At 66.9% G+C, this 21,304-nt stretch carries 21 protein-coding genes; 13 read left to right on the top strand and 8 right to left on the bottom strand.

Annotated features, from left to right (window positions below; genetic code table 11):
- Positions 1 to 63 precede the first annotated feature (63 nt).
- Complete coding sequence (locus ABRP34_RS15245) at positions 64 to 1,353, top strand: ammonium transporter (RefSeq protein ID WP_353710836.1); 1,290 nt, start codon at positions 64 to 66, stop codon at positions 1,351 to 1,353.
- 79 nt (positions 1,354 to 1,432) lie between these two features.
- Here the strand turns inward: ABRP34_RS15245 and ABRP34_RS15240 are convergent, their stop codons facing one another.
- Positions 1,433 to 2,215 (bottom strand): lytic transglycosylase domain-containing protein, encoded by a 783-nt coding sequence (locus tag ABRP34_RS15240; protein ID WP_353710835.1) that lies wholly within the window; start codon positions 2,213 to 2,215, stop codon positions 1,433 to 1,435.
- 164 nt (positions 2,216 to 2,379) lie between these two features.
- On the opposite strand from ABRP34_RS15240, the gene ABRP34_RS15235 reads away from it, so the two are divergent.
- From ABRP34_RS15235 to ABRP34_RS15185, 11 genes are all read left to right on the top strand, one after another.
- The gene (locus tag ABRP34_RS15235; RefSeq protein WP_353710834.1) at positions 2,380 to 3,615 is read left to right on the top strand and encodes a CaiB/BaiF CoA-transferase family protein; all 1,236 of its coding nucleotides are present in this window, start codon (positions 2,380 to 2,382) and stop codon (positions 3,613 to 3,615) included.
- 1 nt (position 3,616) lies between these two features.
- Positions 3,617 to 4,492 carry a hydroxymethylglutaryl-CoA lyase gene (locus ABRP34_RS15230; RefSeq protein WP_353710833.1) on the top strand — a complete coding sequence of 292 codons (876 nt, stop codon included), beginning with the start codon at positions 3,617 to 3,619 and terminating at the stop codon, positions 4,490 to 4,492.
- 128 nt (positions 4,493 to 4,620) lie between these two features.
- Positions 4,621 to 6,000, top strand: a complete 1,380-nt coding sequence (locus ABRP34_RS15225) for a 2-hydroxycarboxylate transporter family protein (protein WP_353710832.1) — start codon at positions 4,621 to 4,623, stop codon at positions 5,998 to 6,000.
- Positions 6,001 to 6,109: 109 nt separating this feature from the next.
- A complete protein-coding gene (locus ABRP34_RS15220; RefSeq protein ID WP_353710831.1) occupies positions 6,110 to 6,646 on the top strand; it encodes a gamma carbonic anhydrase family protein in 537 nt (178 codons plus the stop codon).
- Positions 6,647 to 6,679: 33 nt separating this feature from the next.
- Positions 6,680 to 8,383 (top strand): thiamine pyrophosphate-binding protein, encoded by a 1,704-nt coding sequence (locus ABRP34_RS15215; RefSeq protein WP_353710830.1) that lies wholly within the window; start codon positions 6,680 to 6,682, stop codon positions 8,381 to 8,383.
- A gap of 22 nt (positions 8,384 to 8,405) precedes the next feature.
- Positions 8,406 to 9,059: an IclR family transcriptional regulator gene (locus tag ABRP34_RS15210; protein ID WP_003802823.1), complete on the top strand. Its 654-nt coding sequence runs from the start codon at positions 8,406 to 8,408 to the stop codon at positions 9,057 to 9,059.
- A gap of 299 nt (positions 9,060 to 9,358) precedes the next feature.
- The gene (locus tag ABRP34_RS15205) at positions 9,359 to 9,568 is read left to right on the top strand and encodes a hypothetical protein (protein ID WP_353710829.1); all 210 of its coding nucleotides are present in this window, start codon (positions 9,359 to 9,361) and stop codon (positions 9,566 to 9,568) included.
- A gap of 109 nt (positions 9,569 to 9,677) precedes the next feature.
- Positions 9,678 to 9,980 carry a DUF4193 domain-containing protein gene (locus ABRP34_RS15200; RefSeq protein WP_003802821.1) on the top strand — a complete coding sequence of 101 codons (303 nt, stop codon included), beginning with the start codon at positions 9,678 to 9,680 and terminating at the stop codon, positions 9,978 to 9,980.
- A 46-nt stretch (positions 9,981 to 10,026) separates the two neighbouring features.
- Positions 10,027 to 11,115 (top strand): ionic transporter y4hA, encoded by a 1,089-nt coding sequence (locus tag ABRP34_RS15195; protein ID WP_353710828.1) that lies wholly within the window; start codon positions 10,027 to 10,029, stop codon positions 11,113 to 11,115.
- 63 nt (positions 11,116 to 11,178) lie between these two features.
- Positions 11,179 to 11,673, top strand: coding sequence for a MarR family transcriptional regulator (locus ABRP34_RS15190; protein ID WP_353710827.1), 495 nt, complete (start codon positions 11,179 to 11,181; stop codon positions 11,671 to 11,673).
- A gap of 75 nt (positions 11,674 to 11,748) precedes the next feature.
- Positions 11,749 to 12,339: a TetR/AcrR family transcriptional regulator gene (locus tag ABRP34_RS15185; protein WP_353710826.1), complete on the top strand. Its 591-nt coding sequence runs from the start codon at positions 11,749 to 11,751 to the stop codon at positions 12,337 to 12,339.
- 227 nt (positions 12,340 to 12,566) lie between these two features.
- On the opposite strand, the gene ABRP34_RS15180 is transcribed toward ABRP34_RS15185, so the two are convergent.
- The 6 genes from ABRP34_RS15180 to tkt all read right to left on the bottom strand — a co-directional run bounded on the left by ABRP34_RS15180 (position 12,567) and on the right by tkt (position 18,868).
- Positions 12,567 to 13,139, bottom strand: a complete 573-nt coding sequence (locus ABRP34_RS15180) for a ribose-5-phosphate isomerase (protein WP_353710825.1) — start codon at positions 13,137 to 13,139, stop codon at positions 12,567 to 12,569.
- Positions 13,140 to 13,173: 34 nt separating this feature from the next.
- Positions 13,174 to 14,193, bottom strand: coding sequence for a class II fructose-bisphosphate aldolase (gene fbaA, locus ABRP34_RS15175; protein ID WP_353710824.1), 1,020 nt, complete (start codon positions 14,191 to 14,193; stop codon positions 13,174 to 13,176).
- A gap of 39 nt (positions 14,194 to 14,232) precedes the next feature.
- Positions 14,233 to 14,706, bottom strand: a complete 474-nt coding sequence (locus tag ABRP34_RS15170; RefSeq protein ID WP_353710823.1) for a ribose-5-phosphate isomerase — start codon at positions 14,704 to 14,706, stop codon at positions 14,233 to 14,235.
- Positions 14,707 to 14,716: 10 nt separating this feature from the next.
- A complete protein-coding gene (gene rpe / locus ABRP34_RS15165) occupies positions 14,717 to 15,436 on the bottom strand; it encodes a ribulose-phosphate 3-epimerase (RefSeq protein ID WP_353710822.1) in 720 nt (239 codons plus the stop codon).
- Positions 15,437 to 15,527: 91 nt separating this feature from the next.
- Positions 15,528 to 16,649 (bottom strand): transaldolase, encoded by a 1,122-nt coding sequence (gene tal, locus ABRP34_RS15160; RefSeq protein ID WP_353710821.1) that lies wholly within the window; start codon positions 16,647 to 16,649, stop codon positions 15,528 to 15,530.
- 95 nt (positions 16,650 to 16,744) lie between these two features.
- Positions 16,745 to 18,868: a transketolase gene (tkt, locus tag ABRP34_RS15155; RefSeq protein WP_353713379.1), complete on the bottom strand. Its 2,124-nt coding sequence runs from the start codon at positions 18,866 to 18,868 to the stop codon at positions 16,745 to 16,747.
- A 181-nt stretch (positions 18,869 to 19,049) separates the two neighbouring features.
- Between tkt and ABRP34_RS15150 the strand changes: the two genes are divergently transcribed.
- The gene (locus ABRP34_RS15150; RefSeq protein WP_353710820.1) at positions 19,050 to 20,357 is read left to right on the top strand and encodes a LuxR C-terminal-related transcriptional regulator; all 1,308 of its coding nucleotides are present in this window, start codon (positions 19,050 to 19,052) and stop codon (positions 20,355 to 20,357) included.
- 87 nt (positions 20,358 to 20,444) lie between these two features.
- Here ABRP34_RS15150 and ABRP34_RS15145 read toward each other — a convergent pair whose 3' ends face one another.
- Positions 20,445 to 21,107 carry a DUF5134 domain-containing protein gene (locus ABRP34_RS15145; RefSeq protein ID WP_353710819.1) on the bottom strand — a complete coding sequence of 221 codons (663 nt, stop codon included), beginning with the start codon at positions 21,105 to 21,107 and terminating at the stop codon, positions 20,445 to 20,447.
- Positions 21,108 to 21,304: the final 197 nt, after the last annotated feature.

Genomic DNA, 21,304 nt, shown 5'->3' with positions numbered 1-21,304 from the left:
CCACTTGGGAGCACCCACTTGTAACGGCCGCGCAGGCCGCTTCCGTCCCTGATTGGAGTCCCCATGAATTCTGGAGATGTTGCCTGGATTCTCGCCGCGAGTGCCCTGGTCTGCATGATGATCCCCGCGCTTGCCCTGTTCTACGGGGGCATGGTCGGGTCCCGCCGGATCCTGAACATGATGATGATGTGCTTCGGCGGCGTCAGCGTCGTCGCCGTCCTCTGGGCGGTATTCGGCTACTCGATGGTCTTTGGAAATTCCCTCGGCGGAGCCGGCCTCCTCGGCGACGCCACCGAGTACTTCGGTCTTGGCCAGCTACTGGCCGAGGACCCCGACGCCGCCATACCGCCGGCCCTTTTCGCCGCCTTCCAGCTGTTCTTCGCCGGAATAACTACGGCCATCATCGCCGGAGCCGCGGCCGGCCGGATGAAGTTCGGTGCCTGGATGACCTTCGCCGCGCTGTGGGCAACACTGGTCTACTTTCCGGTTGCGCACTGGGTATTCGCTTTCAGCTCGGCGGACGGTTCCGTCGCCGGCGGCTGGATCGTCAACAACCTCAAGGCCATCGACTTCGCCGGCGGAACGGCCGTGCACATGAACGCCGGAATAGCAGCCCTCGCCCTCGCCCTGGTCCTGGGACGCAGTGCGGGCTGGCCCAAGAGCGAGCACGTCAGGCCGCACAGCCGCCCGCTGGTGCTGGTCGGAGCAGGGCTGCTGTGGGCCGGCTGGTTCGGCTTCAACGCCGGCTCCGCCCTCACCGCCGGGCACTCGGCGTCGGTGGTTTTCCTGAACACCGCCGTTGCCGGCGCCGCCGGCCTGCTCGCCTGGGCCCTGGTGGAACGCATCAGGCTCGGCAGCGCCAGCAGCATGGGCGCCGCTTCCGGACTGATTTCGGCCCTCGTGGCCATCACCCCGGCGTGCGGCGCCGTGAGCCCCCTCGGCGCACTGGCCATCGGCGTCATCGCCGGCGCCGTCTGCTCCCTAGCCATCGAACTGAAATTCCGGCTCGGATTCGACGACTCGCTCGATGTCGTGGGCGTGCATCTCATCGGCGGCATCATCGGAACCCTGCTGATCGGACTCTTCGCCACGGACGCTGCCCCGAACAAGACCAACGGGCTCTTCTACGGCGGAGGATTTGGCCTGCTCGGCATCCAGACGGTCGCCACTGTCGCCACCCTGGCCTACTCCTTTGCGGTCACCTGGGTCATTGCCAAGGTCATCGACATCACCGTGGGCCTCCGCATCGACGAAGCGGCCGAGCTCCGCGGCATCGACATCGCGGCCCACTCCGAATCCGCCTACCTGATGGATGAGGAGCCAGTGGAACTGGGATCCCCGCACCGCGTCTGAAGGGAACCGGGACTGAAAGAACCCGGCGTGAAAAAGAACCCCATCTGAACTGAACAGGATCTGCGTTGGCAGGCCGGGCCTACTTGATAGGCCCGGCCTGTTCTGCGTATTCAACGGCCACCTCGCCCACCTGGCTCAGGTAAGCCTCGGACTGGTTGTAGGACCAGATGGCGTCGCTCCACCCCTGCGCCGTGGTGAGATCGCGGCCGCCGGCGCACAGGTAGCCGGCCGCACTGAGTGCGGCGTCGTCGATGTTGTGCGGATCGGCCGCCCCATCGCCGTTCGCGTCCCGCCCTGCCAGTTTCCACGTGGAGGGGATGAACTGCATGGGCCCGACGGCGCGGTCCCAGAGGGCGTCGCCGTCCATCGCACCGCCGTCGGTGTCGGCAATGGCAGCGAATCCGTCGCCGTTGAGGCCAGGCCCGACGATCGGACCACTCACCTCCCCCGACGCCATGAGGCGGCCTCCCCCGAGGGCACCGTGCGCGGATTCCACGAACCCGACGGCGGCCACCGTGTTCCAGCCGATCCTGCACGCCGGCTCTGCGGCATTCGCCATGCCGGCCGCGGCGACGTACGCCCGCAGGGCCCGGGCGGGGATATCCGTCCGGGCGGCGGTGCGGGCCAGCCAGCCCGGGTCGACGGTCCTGGTGATGTTCACGGCATGGGCACTGCCACTTGCCAGCGGCACGAACTTTCCGGCCGCCTGCGGCGGGGCCGGCCGGGCCGCGCGCATCCCCGCACCGGAGTTCCCCGCGCCGGGCACGCCCGAATTGGTCGCGCCGAGGAGCCAGAACGCGCATGCGGTGATGGCGCAGAACGCGAAAAGGCTGAGAACCGCGAGGCGTTTCAGTCGGAGCACGGAACAGCCTAACCCGGCGGCGGCGCGCAATTGCCCGCCCGGCATACAAAGGCGTCACAACCCTGTTGCGCAGGTCACACGGCCCTGCTATTGTTTCTCCGCCTAATGACAAGCTCATCCCACAGAGTGGGAAACTCGGCGCCAACCGCGCAGGCAGGAATGACATGACTGACGAACTACACATCGAGGGCAACGCCCTCCCGCTCCGCGGCATTCGAGTGCTCGAGCTGGGCAGCTTCATCGCCGCCCCGTTCGCCGCCCGCCTCTTTGGCGACTTCGGAGCAGAGGTTATCAAGATCGAAAAGCCGCAGGGCGGCGACGAACTGCGTGACTGGCGCAAGACCCGCGGCACCACCTCCATGCTGTTCCGCACCATCGGCCGCAACAAGAAGTCCGTGGCCCTGGACCTCCGCTCCGAGGCAGGACGCGAGGCAGTCAAGAAGATCGCTGCCCAGTGCGACGTGGTCATCGAAAACTTCCGTCCGGGCACGCTGGAGAAGTGGGGCCTCGGCCCGGACGTGCTGCAGGAGCTCAACCCCGAAGTCGTGATGGTAAGGATCTCCGGCTACGGCCAGACCGGCCCGTACAAGAACCGCGCAGGCTTCGGCAGCTCGGCTGAATCCTTCGCCGGCCTGCGCTACATCACCGGCGAACCCGACCGTCCCGCCGGGCGCGCGGCAGCCAGCGTCGGCGACACCGTCGCCGGCCTCTACGGCGTCATCGGCGCCCTGATGCTCATGCTGCAGAAGGCCCGCGGACTGGCGACGGGAGCTTCCCAGGTTGTCGACGTTGCGCTTTATGAAGGGGTCTTCAGCCTGCTCGAATCGCTGGTCCCGGACTATGACGCCTACGGCATGGTCCGGCAGCGCACCGGCGGTGCGCTGCCCGGGGTCGTTCCTACCGGCTCCTACCTCTGCGGCGACGGCCTCGAGGTGGTCATCGGCGGCAACTCAAACTCCGTCTTCGTCCGGCTCATGCGCGCCATCGGCCGCGAGGACCTCGCCGAGGACGCCAGCCTCCTCACCACGGAGGCACGCGGCGCCCGCGAGGAGGAGCTCAACGGTGCCATCTCCGCGTGGACCGGTAGCATGCCCCTCACTGAGGTCCTCGACAAGCTGGACGCCGCCGGTGTTCCCGCCGGTCCTGTGTATGACGCCCCGAGCATCGCCGTCGACCGCCACTACCTGGCCCGGGACATGATCCAGACCCATGAAGTGGTCATCGAGGACGAGCCCGAGCTGATCCGCTTCCCCGGCGTAGTGCCGAAGATCCCGGGCCATGAAGGGCGCGTCCGCTGGGTGGGCCCGGAACTGGGCCAGCACACTGCCGAGGTCCTGCAGGACCTTGCCGGAATGGACGCCGACGGCATCGCCAGCCTCGGACTGCAGGAGGTGCGCTGACATGAGGGTGGAAGTCACGGACGTCTTCCTGCGGGACGGACTCCAGGACGAGCCCGTCATCGTTTCCACGGCGCACAAGCTGGAGATCGCCGAGGCACTCGTCGACGCCGGGCTGAAGCGCATCGAGGTGTCCTCTTTCGTGAACCCGAAGCGGGTGCCGCAGATGGCCGATGCCGCCGACGTCCTCATGTCCCTGCCGGCAGTTCCCGGGGTCGTCTACACCAGCCTGGCGCTCAACGGCCGGGGCATCCAGCGCGCTGTCGACGCCGGCGCCACCGACATCCAGGTGGTCACCTCGGCAAGCCAGGCGCACAGCAACGCCAACGCCGGCCAGGCCATCGAGGACGCCCTGGCCAGCCTCGGCGCGGCCGTGGCCGAGTTGCCGGACGTCCGGTTCTTCGCCGGCATCTCCACCGCGTTCACCTGCCCCTTCGAGGGGGCCATCGACGCCTCCTACCTGCTGCGCGTGGTGCGTGCCTTCAAGGGCATGGGCATCACCGACATCGGGCTCGCGGACACGCTCGGCACCACCCCCACCGCGCGGGTGATGGCCAGCCTGCATCACGTCCGCGAGGCCGAACCGGACCTCACGTATTACCTCCACCTGCACAACGCGCACAGCCAGGCGCTGGCCACCGCGAGCGCAGCGGTGGAGTCCGGCGTCGTCCGTTTCGATGCAGCCCTCGGCGGTTACGGCGGCTGCCCGTTCGCCCCCGGGGCGCACGGCAACATCGCAACCGAGGAACTTGTCCGCCACCTGCACGACGCCGGGCACCAGACCGGCATCAACGAGGACCGCCTGGCCGAGGCCGTCCGCCTCGCCCGCGACGTAGTGGCGCATTCACCGGCAGCCGGGGCACTCGACCCGGCGCGCTGACCGCTTTCCCGTTTCAACTTCCCGTCCACGGGCCGCCGACAGCGGTCTTCCCTCCAAACGTTTTGGGGACAATGATGTCTACAAATTCACGTACCACGGACCTCACCAACGAACCTACGGACCAGCCAATGAGCGAGACCGGCCCCGGCCCCGCCGGCGGCATTGAGCATCCGGAGGCCCGCACCGCGGGCCCGCGGCCGGGCACGCACTATCGCGGCCGGCTGGGACCTAAAATCGCCAGCCTTCCCGCCCCGCTCTACCTGGTCCTTGCGGGGCTGGTCCTGGCCGCGGCAATCACCGGCAACCTCCCGGACACCATGGTCGCCGGCTTCGCAACCACCATCCTGCTCGGCGGACTCTTCATCTGGATCGGCAACCTGTTCCCGGTGGTCCGCGACTTCGGGCTGCCCACCATCCTGTGCACCTTCGCGCCCGCCACCTTGGCCTTCCTCGGCGTGATGCCGGAGAACATGGTCACAGTGGTGCAGAACTTCATCGACGGGCATGGCTTCCTGGACTTCTTCGTCGTCGGCATCATCGCCGGCTCCATCCTTGGCATGCCCCGCACCCTCCTGCTGAAGGCCGGCCCGCGATTCGCGGTACCTGTCGTGGGCTGCCTCCTGGCCACATTCGTCCTGGTGGGGCTCATCGCGGCCCTCACCGGGTTCGGATTCATCGAAGGCATCCTCTTCGTCGCCGCACCTATCATGGCCGGCGGCCTGGGCGTCGGGGCCCTGCCCATGTCTGAGATGTACGCCTCGGCCACCGGCGGCGACTCCGCCACCTTCATGGGCGACCTGATGTCCGCCGTCGTGATGGCCAACGTGGTCTGCATCCTCATCGCCGGCATCTACAACGGCCTGGGCAAGCGCAAGAAGCAGCTGTTCGTTGGCTTCAACGGCCACGGGCAGCTGCTGCGGATCAAGGGCCGCGCGGACGAACTCACGTTGCCGCCCAAACGTGACACCTCCTCCTTCATCGCCCTGGGCAAGGGCCTGCTCATCGCCGGCAGCCTCTTCGTCTTCGGCAATCTCGCCGCTGCCCTCATCCCCGGACTGCACCCCTACGCCTGGACCATCATCGCGGCGGCGGCCGTCAAAATCTTCGGCCTGCTCCCCCAGGATGTGGAGGACTCCACCGCGGACTGGGGCGACCTGATCGGCGCCATCCTGGTACCGGCCCTGCTCGTGGGTGTCAGCCTGACCTACATCGACATCACCGATGTGCTCGCCTCATTGAGCAACCCGCTGTTCATCGTCCTGACCGTCTGCACCGTCGTCATCGCGACCCTGACCTCCGGTGTCCTCGGCTGGCTCGTGAAGTTCAACTTCGTCGAGGCATCCATCACGCCCGGCCTTGTCATGGCGGACACCGGCGGCAGCGGCGACGTGTCAGTGCTGAGCGCCGCGAACCGCATGCACCTCATGCCCTTCGCGGCCCTCACCAACCGGCTCGGCGGAGCGCTGGTGCTCTTCGTAACGTCGCTGATCGTGCCGTTTCTTACCTAGCGCCGTTCCATAGCCAGCCCTTAATTACGACGGCGGTGCCCGGCAACTGCTGCGGGGCACCGCCCGTCCAAGTCAGCACCGCCCTTCCAACTCACCACTAGGACCAAACATGAGCTTGAACATCCTGGCCGTCGACGGCCGTTCTCCCCAGATCAGCGGCGACGCGTGGGTGGCGCCCTCCGCCACCGTCGTCGGGTCCGCCGCCATCGGGTCAGGGACCGGGATCTTCTACGGCGCCGTCATTCGTGCGGACATGGAGCAAATCAGCGTCGGCGAGGGAAGCAACGTCCAGGACGCCGCCGTCGTCCACGCCGATCCCGGCCACCCGGCACGGGTGGGCAACCACGTCAGCGTGGGGCACGGCGCGGTGCTGCATGGCTGCACGGTGGGCGACGGTGCGCTCATCGGCATGAACGCCACGGTCCTCAACGGCGCGATCATCGGCGCTGGCTCCCTGGTGGCCGCCAACGCGCTGGTTCTGGAGGGCACCCAAGTGCCGCCCGGCTCGCTCGTGGCTGGGGTGCCGGCCAAGGTGCGCCGCCCTCTCACGCCGGAGGAAATTGAGCATTGCCGGCAAAACGCCCTGACGTACGCCGCACTCACTCTGAGGCACCGGGACGCCACCACCGTCGCGCTGCCGGCCTGACCAGTTTCCACCCCACGAACGCAAGGACCGCCAATGACCACCACTCCCGCCATCTCCCGACCCGCCAGTCCAGGTCCCGCGGGGCAGGCCCTCCCCGATGAGGGCCACGTCTCCGCGGCCGTCGCTGATGTCCTGGCGGAGCGCGCAGGACACCTGTTCGGGCTGATGGGCAACGGCAACGCCCATCTCATCAGCAGGCTCACCCGCCGGGGTTTTCCCTTCACCTCGGCCCGCCACGAGGCCGCGACCGTCGCCATGGCCGACGCGTACCACCGGGCCACGGGAGGCGTCGCGGCCGCCACCACCACCTACGGCGCCGGCTTCACCAACGCCTACACCACTCTTGCCGAAGCCCGGCTGGCCCGCATCCCGCTGGTGTTCGTCGTAGGAGACGCCCCTGCCGGCGGCCGCCGGCCGTTCGACATCGACCAGGCCAAGGCAGCCGAAGCAGTCGGCGTCACCACGCTGGTGGCCGGCCCGGACAACGCCACCGCAGTCACCCACCGGGCCTTCGACCTCGCCCTGCAGACCGTCCAGCCAGTAGTGCTCGCAATTCCCTACGACCTCGCCACCGCTCCCCTGTCTGCCCGTATGCCGCTGGAGCCGCTACCCGCCAAGCCCGCATGGCCCGCGGCGCCTGACGAGCTGGACCGGGTGGCGGAGTTGCTCGGCTTGGCGCAGCGGCCGCTCATCCTGGCCGGGCGCGGCGCACTCCTGGCTGGCGCGACCGCGCCGCTGCGGGAAGTGGGCCACCAGCTCGGTGCCCTCTTCATGACCTCGGTGATGGCTGCCAATGCGTTCAGCAGCGACTGGGACCTCGGCATCGCCGGCGGCTTCACGCGCAGCCACCGCCTCAACGTCGCACGCCAGGCTGACCTCGTCCTGGTGGTCGGGGCCAGCCTGAACACCTTCCAGACCCGCTACGGAACCCTGTTCCCGGCAGACACCAGGATCATCCGCATCGACAACGAACCCGACGCCGGGCAAAACTCCGGCGCCGAGTACGTCCGGGCCGACATCCTTCCGTTCGTTGAGGGCCTGCTGGAACGCGTACCGGCTGCTGCATCGCCAACCTGGCGGGACCTTGTTCCCGAGGTTTCGGGAGCGGATTTCCGCTCATCCAGCCCGGTTGAGGACCCCGTCGAGTTCGGGCCGGACGGCCGGCTCAACCCGCGCGCCGTCGTCGCTGCCCTGGACCGGATCCTGCCCGCCGAACGCTCGGTGGTGATGGACGGCGGGCACTTCATCGGCTGGGCGCCGATGTACCTTTCCGTCCCGGACCCGCACGCCATGGTCCTGGTGGGGACCGCCTTCCAGTCCATCGGGCTGGGCTTCGGCTCCGCCGCCGGGGTTTCGGCCGCGCGCCCGGAACGCACCACCGTCCTGGTCAGCGGCGACGGCGGCGGGCTCATGGGGCTGTCCGACTTCGAGACGTTCCTGCGGGCCACCCGCAGGGGTGTGGTGGTGGTCCTGAACGACTCGGCGTACGGTGCGGAGCTGCACCAGTACGCCGCAAAGGGGCTGCACAACCAGGCGATGCTGATCGACGAAGTGGACTTCGCCGCCGTCGGACGCGCCCTGGGCGCCGACGGGGCCAAGGCGCGCACGCTTTCCGACCTGGGGCTGCTCGAGGACTGGCTCGCGACGCACGATGACGGCGTGTTCGTGCTGGACGTGGCGATTTCCCAGAAGGTGATTGCCGAGTTCATGGCGGAGTCACTGGCCGCCAAGGGCTGAGCCGGCGTCATAAGCTGGCCACATGCCGCCTACTGAACAGAACGGAAGCAACCGCACGCTGGAGCGGGCCGCCGCGATCCTCGACGCGGTGGGCCGGTCGGCCGTGTCAGCCAGTGAGCTGTCCCGGCGGACCGGCCTGTCGCTGTCCACAGCGCACCGCCTGGCCCTGCAGATGGTGGACTACGGCTTCCTCCGCCGCACCGAGGGCGGCACCTTCCGGCTCGGGCAGCGGTTCGTCCGTTCGGCCCTGGAGAACGTTGCCCTGCCCGTGCTCCATGAGCTCCGCGACCGCACCGGCGAGACCGCGCAGCTCTGGGTCCGGCGCGGGGACGAACGCGTCTGCCTCATCAGCGCGGACAGCCGACACGAACTCCGTGCCACCCTGCCGCCCGGCTCGCGCCTCCCCCTGCCCGCCGGCTCCAGCGGCCGGCTCCTGGCCGCCGACGACGAGGTTCTGGCCGAGCTGGCTTCGGCGGGCTGGATTGAATCGGTGGGGTCCCGCACCCCCGGCCTCGGGTCCATCAGTGCGCCGGTACAGACGGACGAGGGAATCATCGCCGCCGTCTGCCTCGCCATGCCCCTGGCCCGGGTCACCGGTTCCCCCGGCCAGGACCACGGTGCCGTCGTGGTGGAGGCGGCGCGGCGGATCGAGGAAGCGGTGCGCGAAGGGCGCTAGGGTTCGGCTGGGGCCCTCTCGCGGCCGCTCCGCGCCGCTCCGGGCCAAAAACGTTGACAAAGCGCCGGTCCCCCGGTTCTACTTTTATGCAGGCACCGAATATGACGCACGCGAACCGTACGCGTGGACCGGCTCACACCAGAGCCCGTGGGGGGCGGTGCACCAGCGGCCTACAGGCCACACATAGGGGCATCCGGTAGACGCTGCATACGCAGACATCCCGGAGCGCCCTGCCGCCGAATCGCGAGCGGCCCGAAACTCTGAACAGCTCAAACGCTTCAACTCCCCAAAGGACACCCATGCCCAGCACCACGAAGACCATTGACATCCAGGTAAATGACCGCAAGATCCTCGACGAGAGGCTGGATGCCGCCGTCAGGTGCCTTCAGGAGGCGGCCATGCTCACCGGGACACACGGGATCATGGTCACGCGCAACAGGCCCGGGGACTACACCGCCACGCTTTCCGATCAGGTGCCATTCGGCATGACCCGCGAAATTTTCCTCTAAACTTTGGGGACCTTAACCCGTCCCCGGTATCCGGGAATACCTGGCGGCGCCCGCTCGTTGAGTCCTGCGAATGCGCGCCGTCCGGCGCACAGCCGAAGGAGTAAAAACCATGGCAACTGACTACGACGCCCCTCGCGTGGCCCAAGAGGACCAGCCGGCCAACGAGTCCCTGGAGGCCATCCAGTCCCGCCAGGGCGGATCCCAGACTGCCCTGCTTGATGTGGAAGAAGCCGACACCGCCGAAGGCATCGACCTTCCCGGTGCCGACCTGTCGCACGAAGAGCTGCTGATCCAGGTTGTTCCGGTGCAGGAAGATGAGTTCACCTGCATGTCCTGCTTCCTGGTCCACCACCGCAGCCAGCTCGCGCGCGAAAAGGACGGCAAGAAGTACTGCTCGGAGTGTGAAGGCTAGCACCAGAGGGCTAGCTCTGAAGGGCCAGCACTGAGAAGATAGCGCTGTGCTGGCCCGGCTCCGATCGTCCTGGACCGCCGTCGTTCCCGTCGTCGGCCTGATCATGCTGGCCGTGACCTGGGGAGTTTCCCCCGGCCCGGTGCTGGCCACCGGCATCGCGGTAGTCCTGGTTGGCGTAGTGCTGGCGGCTGTGCATCACGCCGAAGTCGTAGCCGAGCGCGTCGGCGAGCCCTTCGGATCGCTTGTGCTGGCGGTCGCCGTCACCGTCATCGAGGTGGCCCTGATCGTCACCCTGATCGCCTCCGGCGGCGAAGGGAGCCACTCGCTGGCACGGGACACAGTCTTCGCCGCCGTCATGATCACGGCCAACGGCATCGTGGGGGTTGCCCTGCTGGTGGGCGCCCGAAAGTATGGCATTCCCCGGTTCAATCCGGAGGGAGCCGGGGCGGCGCTGGCCGTGGTCACCACCCTCGCCACGCTGACGCTCGTCCTGCCCACCTTCACATCGGCGCGGCCCGGACCCGAGTTTTCGCCCCTGCAGCTGGGTTTCGCGGCCGTGGCCTCCCTGGCGCTGTACGGCGTGTTCGTGCTGACCCAGACCGTGCGCCACCGCCACTTTTTCCTTCCCGTCGTGGCCGCCGACGACGGCGACGACGGCCTCCATGGCCCCACCCCCACCAACCGGGCCACCTACACAAGCCTTGCGCTGCTGTGCGCGGCACTGGTCGCCGTCGTCGGACTGGCCAAAACCGTATCCCCGGTCATAGAAGCGGGCGTGAGCCGCGCCGGGATCCCGGAGTCCTTCGTGGGAGTGGTCATCGCACTCCTGGTCCTGCTGCCGGAGGGTCTCGCGGCCACCCGGGCCGCATCGCGGAACCGGATCCAGATCAGCCTCAACCTGGCCTACGGCTCAGCCATCGCCAGCATTGGCCTGACGATTCCCGCCATCGCCGTGGCCAGCATCTGGCTGCAGGGACCGCTGACGCTGGGGCTCGGCGGTACGCAGATAGTCCTGTTCCTGCTGACGGTCATCGTGGGAACACTCACCGTCGTCCCCGGCCGCGCCACCCGCCTGCAGGGGGCCATCCACCTGGTGCTGTTCGCCGCATTCCTCTTCCTCGCCATGTTCCCGTAACTTCCGCCGGGACTCCGAGCGGCGGTCAGCCGCCTCCACCGGCCACTTCGATATCATGGCTTCATGACTTCCCCTCCAGGGAGCGACGATGACCTCCTGCTCGAGCGGCAGCTCTGCTTCGCCCTCGCTGTCGCCTCGCGCACCGTCATCGGCGCCTACCGGCCCGTGCTGCAGGAGCTCAACCTCACTCACCCGCAGTACCTGGTGATGCTGGCACTGTGGGAGAAGAGCCCGCGTTCAGTCAAGGAAATCAGCGATGCCCTCCTCCTGGTCCCGGCCACCCTTTCCCCGTTGCTCAAGAGGCTCGAGGCCCTGGGATATGTCACCCGCCGGCGCGTTCCCGGAGCTGAACGCTCCCTTGCTGTCGGACTGACCCCAGAAGGGACCGCGCTCCGCGACCAGGCGATGGGCGTGCCCGGCACCATGCTGGCCAAGCTCGGCCTCACCCGCGCCCAGGCGGAGGACATCCACGTTGCCATGACGCAGCTCATCGAATCCGCCCAGGTCGATCACACCCTGCAGTCTGACCCCAGACTGGAAGACGAAGCCACGGCCTAACCGGGAGACGAAGAACGCCGGGAGCTGGCCCCATTCCCGTCGGAATATTGCATGCCAGAGGTAGAATTTGCAGGCATGAGGCCAGTCAGAGACAACCTTGAAGATCCTGATGACGTCCGCACCCGTATTGTGGTCACCGCCTACCAATTGTTCTCCCACCGCGGAATCCGTGACGTCGGCGTCGACGAGCTGATCCGCGCCTCGGGAGTTGCCAAGTCGACGTTCTACCGGCATTTCCCGTCGAAGGACGACGTGGCGTTGGCCTTTTTGAAGCGCCGGGACGAGCTGTGGATGATGGGATCGGTGGTCCCGGAAGCCAAGAGCAGGGCAGACAACCCCGAAGACCAGCTGCTGGCCATCTTCGATGTGTACGACCAGTGGTTCCAGGAGGATGACTTCGAAGCCTGTTCCTTCGTGAAGGTGCTGCTGGAAATGGGGGCCACGCATCCGCTGGGGCGGGCCAGCATTGAGTATCTGGCCCGAATCCGCCAGCAGGTACGGCTTTTGGCGGACGAAGCGGGCCTGGAGGACTCCGAGGCGTTCGCCCTCTCCTGGCACATCCTCATGAAGGGCTCGATCATCGCCGCCGCCGAAGGTGACAGACTCTCGGCCCGCCGCGCCCGGCGGATGGCCAGCGGACTGATCGCCACGCACCGCCCGGCATAGTTCCTCCGGAGTTCTTGTACAGATAAGGGGTTCTACAGCCCCATGAACTGGCGATATCTGTAGAAAGATTCCGTGGAATTAGAGCCCGACGGCGGTAAGCGCCGGGTCGAAGAGCTCCGTCGTCGAAATCACCGGCGGGGATTACGTGCGGTGAGGGCGAAGCGCATTGACGACTGGGGCCTGCTCAGCGGGGCCAGCGTGGAGATTCGCGCGCAAGGCGGGACGTTTCATACGCTGACGCTGATGCGCGCCAGGGCGTCCCTTCGGCTGATCTCGCATGCCAGCGGGGTGAGGCAGGTTTCGTAGTCCGCGATCTGCGCTATACGGCGTTTGTGCCGGGAGTCATGGGTGAAGGGCTCCTGGAGGAAAAGGGCCGCGAATTTGAGGCATTCTTCCGGTGTGTGTTCGCGGGCGCCGAGGGCGATGACGTTCGCGTCGTTGTGCTGCCGGGCCAACCGCGCAGTTGACTCGTTCCAGACCAAAGCGGCGCGGATGCCCCTGACCTTGTTCGCCGCGATCTGTTCACCGTTGCCGGAGCCGCCGATGACGATGCCGAGGCTTGGCCGGTTGTCGTTGATGTCGCGGGCGACGCCCTCGGCGGCGCCGATGCAGAAAGCCGGATAGTCGTCCTCGGCGTCGTACGCCGTCGGCCCGTGGTCCACCACCTCATACCCCAGGCTGGTTAGTTCCTGTTGCAGCGAACGGCTCAATTCAAGACCCGCATGGTCGGTGCCTATATGGACCCGGGACGCAGCCCCGGCTCCGCGACGCACAGTGGCTGATGATGGTTCAGTGCTCATGTGATCACTTTCAACGTGTAGTGGTGGTAATTGGCTAGAGGGTCTTGCCGGCGGAGCCGAGCTGCTGGGTTGCTTCCACAATCCGTGCGGCGAGGCCGGCCTCGGCGGAGGCGCCCCAGACGCGGGGGTCGTAGGTCTTCTTGTTGCCCACCTCGCCGTCGACCTTCAGGACACCGTCGTAGTTCTTGAACATGTGGTCCGCCACCGGACGCGTGTACGCGTACTGGGTGTCCGTGTCGATGTTCATCTTGATCGTGCCGTACGAGACGGCGTCCGCGATCTCCTGGTCCGAGGAGCCGGAGCCGCCGTGGAACACCAGGTCGAACGGGCTGTCCTTGCCGATCTTCGCCCCGACCTGGGCCTGGATGTCCTTCAGAATCTCCGGACGCAGCTTCACCCCGCCCGGCTTGTACACGCCATGCACATTGCCGAACGTCAGCGCCGTGATGTAGCGGCCGTTCTCCCCCGAACCCAGCGCCTCCACCGTGGCCAGCGCGTCCTCGACCGTGGTGTACAGCTTCTCGTTGATCTCGTTCTCGACGCCGTCCTCCTCGCCGCCGACCGTGCCGATCTCGACCTCCAGGATCATCTTCGCGGAAGCGGTCCGGTCCAGCAGCTCACGGGCGATCCGCAGGTTTTCCTGCAGCGTCTCCGCCGAACCGTCCCACATGTGCGAGTTGAAGATCGGGTTCCGGCCGGCCTTCACCTCGGCCTCGGACGCGGCCAGCAACGGCAGCACGAAACCATCCAGCTTGTCCTTGGGGCAGTGGTCCGTGTGCAACGCGATGTTCACGTTGTAGTTCTTGGCCACCTCACGGGCAAACGCCGCGAAGCCCAGCGACCCGGCAACCATGTCCTTCGTCGAAGCACCGGACCAGTACGCCGCACCACCGGTGGAAACCTGCACAATGCCATCAGACTCCGCCTCCGCGAAACCACGCAACGCCGCGTTCAGCGTCTGCGAAGACGTCACGTTCACGGCCGGGAACGCGAAGCCGCCCTTCTTGGCACGGTCGATCATGTCGGCATAGATCTCTGGGGTTGCAATGGGCATGCTGACTCCTTGCTCCGGATGTCTGGGTGAAGCGCCGAATTATTCGGCAACCTCGCCAGTGGTCTCATATGTGGCGATCTTGCCGATGCGGCGTTCGTGGCGTTCGGCATTGGTGAATGGTTCGGCCAGGAATGCCTTGATCAGTTCGGTGGCCTCTTCAACGGTGTGCTGGCGCCCGCCAACTGCGACGACGTTGGCGTTGTTGTGCTGGCGGGCCAGCTTGGCCGTGTCCAGGTTCCAAGCCAGCGCAGCACGCACGCCCTTGACCTTGTTCGCGGAGATCTGCTCCCCGTTGCCTGAGCCGCCCAGCACGATCCCGAGGGCGTCCACGCCCGCGGCCTGGTCGGTGACGACGGCGGTGGCGGCGTTGATGCAAAAGGCCGGGTAGTCGTCCTCGGCGTCGTAGGTGGCCGGCCCGTGGTCAACCATCTCGTAGCCGCTGGCTGACAGTGCCGTGATGAGGTGGGAGCTCAGCTCCATGCCGGCGTGGTCGGTTGCGATGTGAACGCGCATGAGTGGTCCTTCAGGCTTGTTGGAGTACGACGTTGTTGGGGCGCGATACTGCTGGGCCGAAGGCGAGTTGGCCCTTTGCCCGCAGCGACTCAATAGCGTCCTCAGGTGAGGGCTTGCCGTACACGGCCGACCCGGCGACGAAGACATTGGCGCCGGCCTCGGCGGCGCGGACGATGGTTTCTTCCGTGATGCCGCCGTCGACCTGAATGGCGACGTCAACGCCGGAGCCGTCAACCGCGGCGCGGGCGCGGCGGATCTTGGGCAGCATGACGTCCAGGAATGCCTGGCCGCCAAAGCCCGGTTCGACCGTCATGATCAGCAGCATGTCCAGTTCGGGGAGCATGTCCAGGTATGGTTCCACCGGCGTGGCCGGGCGCAGTGCCATGCCCGCCCTGGACCCGCGTGCGCGAAGTTCGCGGGCGAGCTTGATGGGGGCGTCGGACGCCTCGACGTGGAAGGTCACCGAGCTCAGGCCGGCGTCGGCGAACTGGGGCGCCCAGCGGTCGGCTTTGGAAATCATCAGGTGCGCGTCCAGCGGCACGGGGCTGACCTTCTGGATCCGCTCGACGACGGGCAGGCCAATGGTCAGGTTCGGCACGAAGTGGTTGTCCATGACATCCACGTGCACGGCGTCGGCGTTGCTGATGCGGGCCAACTCGGCTTCGAGGTTGACGAAGTCGGCCGAGAGGATGCTGGGGTTGATACAGCAATTCAGGGGTGAAATGGACATGATGTCTGCCTTTCGGTGATCTGGGGACCCGGCTGCGTGGAGACCCTAGGGGTCTCCACACGGCCGGGACGGACGGCGGATAGCTTGGTGGCTAGGATGCCTTCCGTGCGGTGGTGAGGGCGCCGTTGACGTCGGCCAGCAGTTCCTTCCAGCTGGCAACAAACTTGTCCAGGCCTTCGGATTCCAGGAGGGAGACGACGTTGTTGTAGGAGATGCCGAGGTTCTCGAGGGCGTTGAGGACGGTGTTCGCCTCCCGGTAAGTGCCGGTGATGGTGTCGCCGGTGACCACGCCATGGTCGAAGGTGGCGTCCAGGGTCTTCTCCGGCATGGTGTTCACGATGCCGGCGGCAACGAGTTCGGTGACGTAAAGGGTGTCCGGGTAGGCCGGGTCCTTCACACCGGTGGAAGCCCATAGCGGGCGCTGGGGGCGCGCACCAGCCTCGGCCAGGACTGCCCAGCGTTCGGTGGAGAAGAGCTCTTCGTAGACCTGGTACGCGAGGCGGGCGTTGGCAACGCCGGCCTTGCCCTTGAGGGCCTTGGCTGCGTCGGTGCCGATCGCATCCAGGCGCTTGTCGATTTCGGTGTCCACGCGCGAAACGAAGAATGACGCGACGGAGTGGATCTTGGAAAGGTCGTGGCCGTTATCCAGGGCCTGCTTCAGGCCGGCCTGGAAGGCGTTGATGACTGCCCGGTAGCGTTCGAGGGAGAAGATCAGGGTCACGTTGACGCTGATGCCCTCGGCCAGCACGGCAGTAATGGCTTCCAGACCCTCAATCGTGGCCGGGATCTTGATCAGGACGTTGTCCTTGTCGACCTTTTTGTAGAGATTCTTGGCTTCGGCGATGGTGCCGGCGGTGTCCCAGGCAAGGCGGGGGTCGACTTCAATGGAGACACGGCCGTCGACGCCGTTGGTGGCGGCGGCGATCGGGGCGAAGAGGTCGCAGGCGTCGGCGACGTCCGCCGTCGTGATCTCGAAAATCGTCTCCTCGACGCCGGCGCCCTGCGCTGCGAGTTCGGCGATCTTTGCGTCGTAGTCGGTACCGGAGGTGATCGCGGCTTGGAAGATGGACGGGTTGGTGGTCACGCCGACGACGTTCTTTTGGTCGATGAGCTTCTGCAGGCTGCCGCTGTCGAGCCGCTCCCGGGAGAGGTCGTCCAGCCAGATGGACAAACCGGCGTCGGAAAGCTGTGCGGTGGGTGTTGCGTTGGTCATGGCTTCTGCTTCTTCCTTCGAAAATGATGACAGTTTGCAGTGCCGCGGGACGCCCGGGCGCCGTCCCGCGGCACCGGCCGCAGCGCAGGTGGGAATTAGTTGCCCGCGGCGGCGAGGGAGTCCTTGGCGGCGGCAGCGACTGCTTCCGCGGTGATGCCGAACTCCTGGAACAGGCGCTTGTAGTCGGCGGATGCGCCGTAGTGCTCGAGGCTGACGGAACGGCCCGCGTCGCCGACAAATTCCTTCCAGCCCAGGGCAAGACCTGCCTCGACGGAGACGCGGGCCTTGACCGCTGCGGGCAGGACTGCCTCGCGGTAGGCGGCGTCCTGCTTGTTGAACCACTCAACACACGGCATGGACACGACGCGGGCTGCGATGCCTTCGGCCTGCAGGGCTTCGCGGGCCTGGACGGCCAGCTGGACTTCCGAGCCGGTGGCGATCAGGATGACCTGCGCGTCCACGGTCTTGCCGTCCTTGGACGCCTCGGCCAGCACGTAGCCGCCCTTGGCCACACCGGCCGGGGAAGCGAAGGTGTCACCCTCGGCGGCGCCCCCGCCGCGGGCGAACGTCGGGACGTTCTGGCGGGTCAGGACGATGCCGGCCGGGTTCTCGTGGTTCTCCAGCATGGTCTTCCACGCGACGCCAACTTCGTTGGCGTCGGCCGGGCGGACGACGTCCAGGCCGACGATCGCACGGAGGGTGGCGAGCTGTTCCACCGGCTGGTGGGTGGGGCCGTCCTCGCCGAGGCCGATGGAGTCGTGCGACCAGACATAGATGGACGGGACGCCCATCAGGGCGCCGAGCCGGATGGCCGGCTTCTGGTAGTCGCTGAAGATCAGGAACGTGCCGGAGAACGCGCGGGTCTTGCCGTGCAGGCTGATGCCGTTCACGATCGAGGCTGCGGCGTGCTCGCGGATACCGAAGTGCAGGACGCGGCCGTACGGGTTGCCCTTCCACGCTTCCGTGGAGCGGGAAGCCGGGATGAACGACGGCGAGCCCTCGATCGTGGTGTTGTTGGACTCCGCGAGGTCTGCCGAGCCGCCCCAGAGTTCCGGCATGACCGGGCCGATGGAGTTCAGGACCTTGCCGGACGCGGCGCGGGTGGAGACGTCCTTGCCTGCTTCGAAGACCGGCAGGGCGGCCTCGAGTCCGGCCGGCAGCCGGCGGGCCTCCACGCGCTCCAGCAGGGCAGCGGCTTCCGGGTTGGCGGACTGCCACGCGGAGAAGGACTCTTCCCATTCCTTGCGGGCGGCCGCGCCGCGGTCCACGACCTGGCGGGCGTGGGCCAGCACGTCCTCGTCCACCTCAAAGGACTTGGCGGGGTCGAAGCCCAGCACTTCCTTCAGGGCTGCCACTTCATCGGCGCCGAGGGCTGAACCGTGGATCTTGCCGGTGTTCTGCTTCTTCGGGGCCGGGTAGCCGATGATGGTGCGCAGCGAGATGATGGACGGCTTGGAGGTCTCAGCCTTCGCGGCCAGCAGCGCAGAGTAGAGCTCCTGGACGTCTTCGACGTATTCGCCCGTCTCGGTCCAGTCCACGCGCTGGGTGTGCCAGCCGTAGGCTTCGTAACGCTTGAGGACGTCCTCGGTGAAGGCGACGTCGGTGTCATCCTCGATGGAGATGTGGTTCTCGTCGTAGATGACCACGAGGTTGCCGAGCTCCTGGTGCCCGGCCAGGGACGAAGCCTCAGAGGTCACGCCTTCCTGGATGTCGCCGTCGGAAGCGATGACCCAGATGGTGTGGTCGAACGGGCTCTCGCCGGCGGGAGCATCGGCGTCGAACAGGCCGCGCTGGCGGCGCTGGGAGTACGCGAAGCCGACCGAGGAGGCCAGGCCCTGGCCCAGCGGACCGGTGGTGATTTCCACGCCCGGGGTGTGCCTGTATTCCGGGTGGCCGGGGGTCAGCGCGTCCCACGTGCGCAGCGCCTGAAGGTCCTTCAGTTCCAGTCCGTATCCGGAGAAGAACAGCTGGCTGTACAGCGTCAGGGAGGAGTGCCCCGGTGACAGGATGAAGCGGTCACGGCCGATCCATTCCGGATCGCGGGGGTCGTGGCGCATCAGCTTCTGGAACAGCAGGTAAGCGGCCGGAGCCAGGCTCATCGCGGTGCCGGGGTGGCCGTTGCCGACCTTCTCCACGGCGTCGGCGGCCAAAACCCGGAGTGTGTCCACTGCCCGCTGGTCCTGGGACGTCCAGTCGAGTGTTGTGGTGCTGTCTGCGATAAGCGTCGCGGTTGCTGTCGGATTCACAATTAATCCCCTTTAATTCGGTTCGTCGGCCTGCAGCGGCCGAACGGATGCTTTCCGGTTGAAACCCATACTCCCGAAACAAATGGGTAGGGGTAACACTGTTTTCTGACGGTTTTTACTACACTTTCGGACTGGGTGGCCGTAAACTGTTCGGATGAGCGCAGCAACCGACCAGCCCACCAAGGCGTCCACCATGCCCGTTTCAGACCTGCCGTGGCCGCTGCTGCATTCCGTGGCAGCAGTCGCCGATGCCCCCCCGACCCAAATAGCGGAGCGGCTACGTGATGCCCTGCTTCCCTACCTGGGCAGCAGCGCACTGGTGATCTTCACCGAAGACTGCACGGGGCGCCCGCAGAAGAAGGCGGGTGCGGAAGAAATCATCTCCCGGGTTTCCATCGCCGAACTTGATACGCTTCGCGCTACCCTTTCGGATGAGACCCCCTGGTTCGGGGAGGCCGAGCTTGCCGGCCGGCCCCGGGCAGCACTGGCCCTGAAGCACGCCTCCAGCCAGGCCCTCCTCGTCATCACCGATCCCCAGCCCGCCGATACAGGCAATAACGCCGAGCCGGAACTGGTGAGGTATCTCTGGAACCTTGCTGCCAAGCGGATCCAGGAGAAAGTGGCCGATGCGCCGCCGTCGTACCTGCTGGAATCCCGGGCGGCCTCGGCTGAACGCATCCGTGTGACGGCGGAACTGACCGACCTGCACTCCACCACCCTGGAGACCCTCCTGGCAGCCCTGCGCTCGTCCCAGCTGGACAATGCAGTAGCCCGCACAACTGTCACTGACCTCACCGCCAAGGCCCTGGTCAAGCTCCGCACCCTCAGCGACCGTACGACGGACCTGGTTGAAGAGCCGGTCGCCAAAGCCTTCGAACGCCTGCGGGAGGACCTGCGGCCGCTCACGGGCTACAGCGGCATTGAGGCCGAGTTCATCGAACCGCCGCTGAATGGACGGGCACTTCCCGGCGAAGTTGCCCACGCGGCAAGGGCAGTCGTCCGCGGACTTGTGCTGGCCATGATGGAACAACCCGAGGTCAGCCGAATCCGGACACAGTGGGACTGCGACGGCGAAAACCTGCTGATCAACGTACGCGACGACGGCCGCGGTGCACTTGCCGCCGACGCGCCGAGCATCAGCCGCCTGGACCGCCGGGTCCAGGCGCTCACCGGCCAGCTGCGGATGGACGTCATGCCGGGCTGGGGTGCGGACGTCTTCGTCTCGCTCCCCCTCGACCTGCCGACGCGCCCCGCCGGGGATGTCGCCGGATGGAACCTTGCCGCCCGGGAACTCGAAGTACTCCAGCACCTCGCCGCCGGAAACCGCAACCGCACCATCGCCTCCGCGATGGGCATCAGCGAGAACACGGTCAAGTTCCATGTGCGGAACCTGTTCAAGAAGCTCGAAGTCGGCTCCCGCACCGAGGCCATCGCCCTGGCACACAACCACGGGCTCCGGTGACGGCGTAGGAATCCGGCCGCACCGAAAGCACTCGAAACGGCGGCACCCGAAAGGGTGCCGCCGTCGTCGTATCTGGCTCTGCTGAGCCTATGTGGTCATGGTGGCGAACATGAGGGCCATGGTGGTGGCGCCGAGGGCTTCGAGGGCGTGTTCGGTGCGGGTGGAGTGTGTGGTGGTGTGGTGGTGGGTGGTTGTGGTGCGGCGGGTGAGGAGGGTGAGGAAGGTCAGGGCTGCGGTGGCGAAGAGCAGTGTGAGCAGGATGCCGGGTGGGTGGTCCAGTGGTGTTGGCGCTGTTGTGGTGGTGTGGGGTGTGGTGGTCATGGCGTGGTGGGCGGCGGGCGTGGGGGTGTGGTTTGCCGGGCCGGTGCCGTGTCCGGTTCCGGTTGCGGTGGTGGTGGCGGGGTGGGTCATCATGGCGATCATGAGGGCTGCGGCGGCCATGGTGAGGGCGTGGTAGGCGCATTTGATTCTGCCCTGGGTGCCGGCGCAGAGGAGTTTGAATTCGGGCCGGGCGACGGCCTGGATGATGAACCAGAGGGCTGCGGCGGCGAGGAGGCCGATCTGGGCGAGGATGGTGGTGGGTGCGAGGTTCCAGAGCATGGCGGCCATGAGGGTGTTCATGAGGGCGTGGAGGGTGTTGTTGACCCGGTCGGTGAGGTGGTGTGACCGTGTGGCCTGCCAGAGGTGGTAGCTTCCGCCGGCGAGCAGGACGGCGGTGAGGGTCCAGGTAAGTGCGGGGATGTTGAACACGTTCGATCACGCTTTCACTACTGGGATCGGGTCAGGAGAACGGGCATTGCCGGTGTGGACCGGAAATGGGTTCGGTCCCCGACGCGGGTGTGCTGACAGCATCGGGGACCGAGGTTTTGGGGTTGGATGCAGGTGGTCCCCGGTGCTGCCGTGGGGCGGCGCCGGGGACCACCTGTTTCAGGGCTGGTTGGAGTCCA

Origin of the sequence: Arthrobacter sp. K5 (assembly GCF_040448525.1) — a bacterium.
GTDB lineage: Bacteria > Actinomycetota > Actinomycetes > Actinomycetales > Micrococcaceae > Arthrobacter > Arthrobacter globiformis.
Note: the sequence above shows the minus strand (reverse complement) of the source record. Positions and strands in the feature narration are given on the sequence as shown.

What these genes read in the sequence shown, in the direction of transcription:
- ABRP34_RS15185 (WP_353710826.1), top strand. Translation starts at nt 11,749, where the DNA reads ATGAGGCCAGTCAGAGACAACCTTGAAGATCCTGATGACGTCCGCACC.
- ABRP34_RS15230 (WP_353710833.1), top strand. Translation starts at nt 3,617, where the DNA reads ATGAGGGTGGAAGTCACGGACGTCTTCCTGCGGGACGGACTCCAGGAC.
- ABRP34_RS15180 (WP_353710825.1), bottom strand. Translation starts at nt 13,139, where the DNA reads ATGAGCACTGAACCATCATCAGCCACTGTGCGTCGCGGAGCCGGGGCT.
- ABRP34_RS15150 (WP_353710820.1), top strand. Translation starts at nt 19,050, where the DNA reads ATGAGCGCAGCAACCGACCAGCCCACCAAGGCGTCCACCATGCCCGTT.
- ABRP34_RS15225 (WP_353710832.1), top strand. Translation starts at nt 4,621, where the DNA reads ATGAGCGAGACCGGCCCCGGCCCCGCCGGCGGCATTGAGCATCCGGAG.
- fbaA (WP_353710824.1), bottom strand. Translation starts at nt 14,193, where the DNA reads ATGCCCATTGCAACCCCAGAGATCTATGCCGACATGATCGACCGTGCC.
- ABRP34_RS15235 (WP_353710834.1), top strand. Translation starts at nt 2,380, where the DNA reads ATGACTGACGAACTACACATCGAGGGCAACGCCCTCCCGCTCCGCGGC.
- ABRP34_RS15200 (WP_003802821.1), top strand. Translation starts at nt 9,678, where the DNA reads ATGGCAACTGACTACGACGCCCCTCGCGTGGCCCAAGAGGACCAGCCG.
- ABRP34_RS15220 (WP_353710831.1), top strand. Translation starts at nt 6,110, where the DNA reads ATGAGCTTGAACATCCTGGCCGTCGACGGCCGTTCTCCCCAGATCAGC.
- ABRP34_RS15170 (WP_353710823.1), bottom strand. Translation starts at nt 14,706, where the DNA reads ATGCGCGTTCACATCGCAACCGACCACGCCGGCATGGAGCTGAGCTCC.
- ABRP34_RS15215 (WP_353710830.1), top strand. Translation starts at nt 6,680, where the DNA reads ATGACCACCACTCCCGCCATCTCCCGACCCGCCAGTCCAGGTCCCGCG.
- ABRP34_RS15190 (WP_353710827.1), top strand. Translation starts at nt 11,179, where the DNA reads ATGACTTCCCCTCCAGGGAGCGACGATGACCTCCTGCTCGAGCGGCAG.
- ABRP34_RS15205 (WP_353710829.1), top strand. Translation starts at nt 9,359, where the DNA reads ATGCCCAGCACCACGAAGACCATTGACATCCAGGTAAATGACCGCAAG.
- rpe (WP_353710822.1), bottom strand. Translation starts at nt 15,436, where the DNA reads ATGTCCATTTCACCCCTGAATTGCTGTATCAACCCCAGCATCCTCTCG.
- tal (WP_353710821.1), bottom strand. Translation starts at nt 16,649, where the DNA reads ATGACCAACGCAACACCCACCGCACAGCTTTCCGACGCCGGTTTGTCC.
- ABRP34_RS15245 (WP_353710836.1), top strand. Translation starts at nt 64, where the DNA reads ATGAATTCTGGAGATGTTGCCTGGATTCTCGCCGCGAGTGCCCTGGTC.
- ABRP34_RS15210 (WP_003802823.1), top strand. Translation starts at nt 8,406, where the DNA reads ATGCCGCCTACTGAACAGAACGGAAGCAACCGCACGCTGGAGCGGGCC.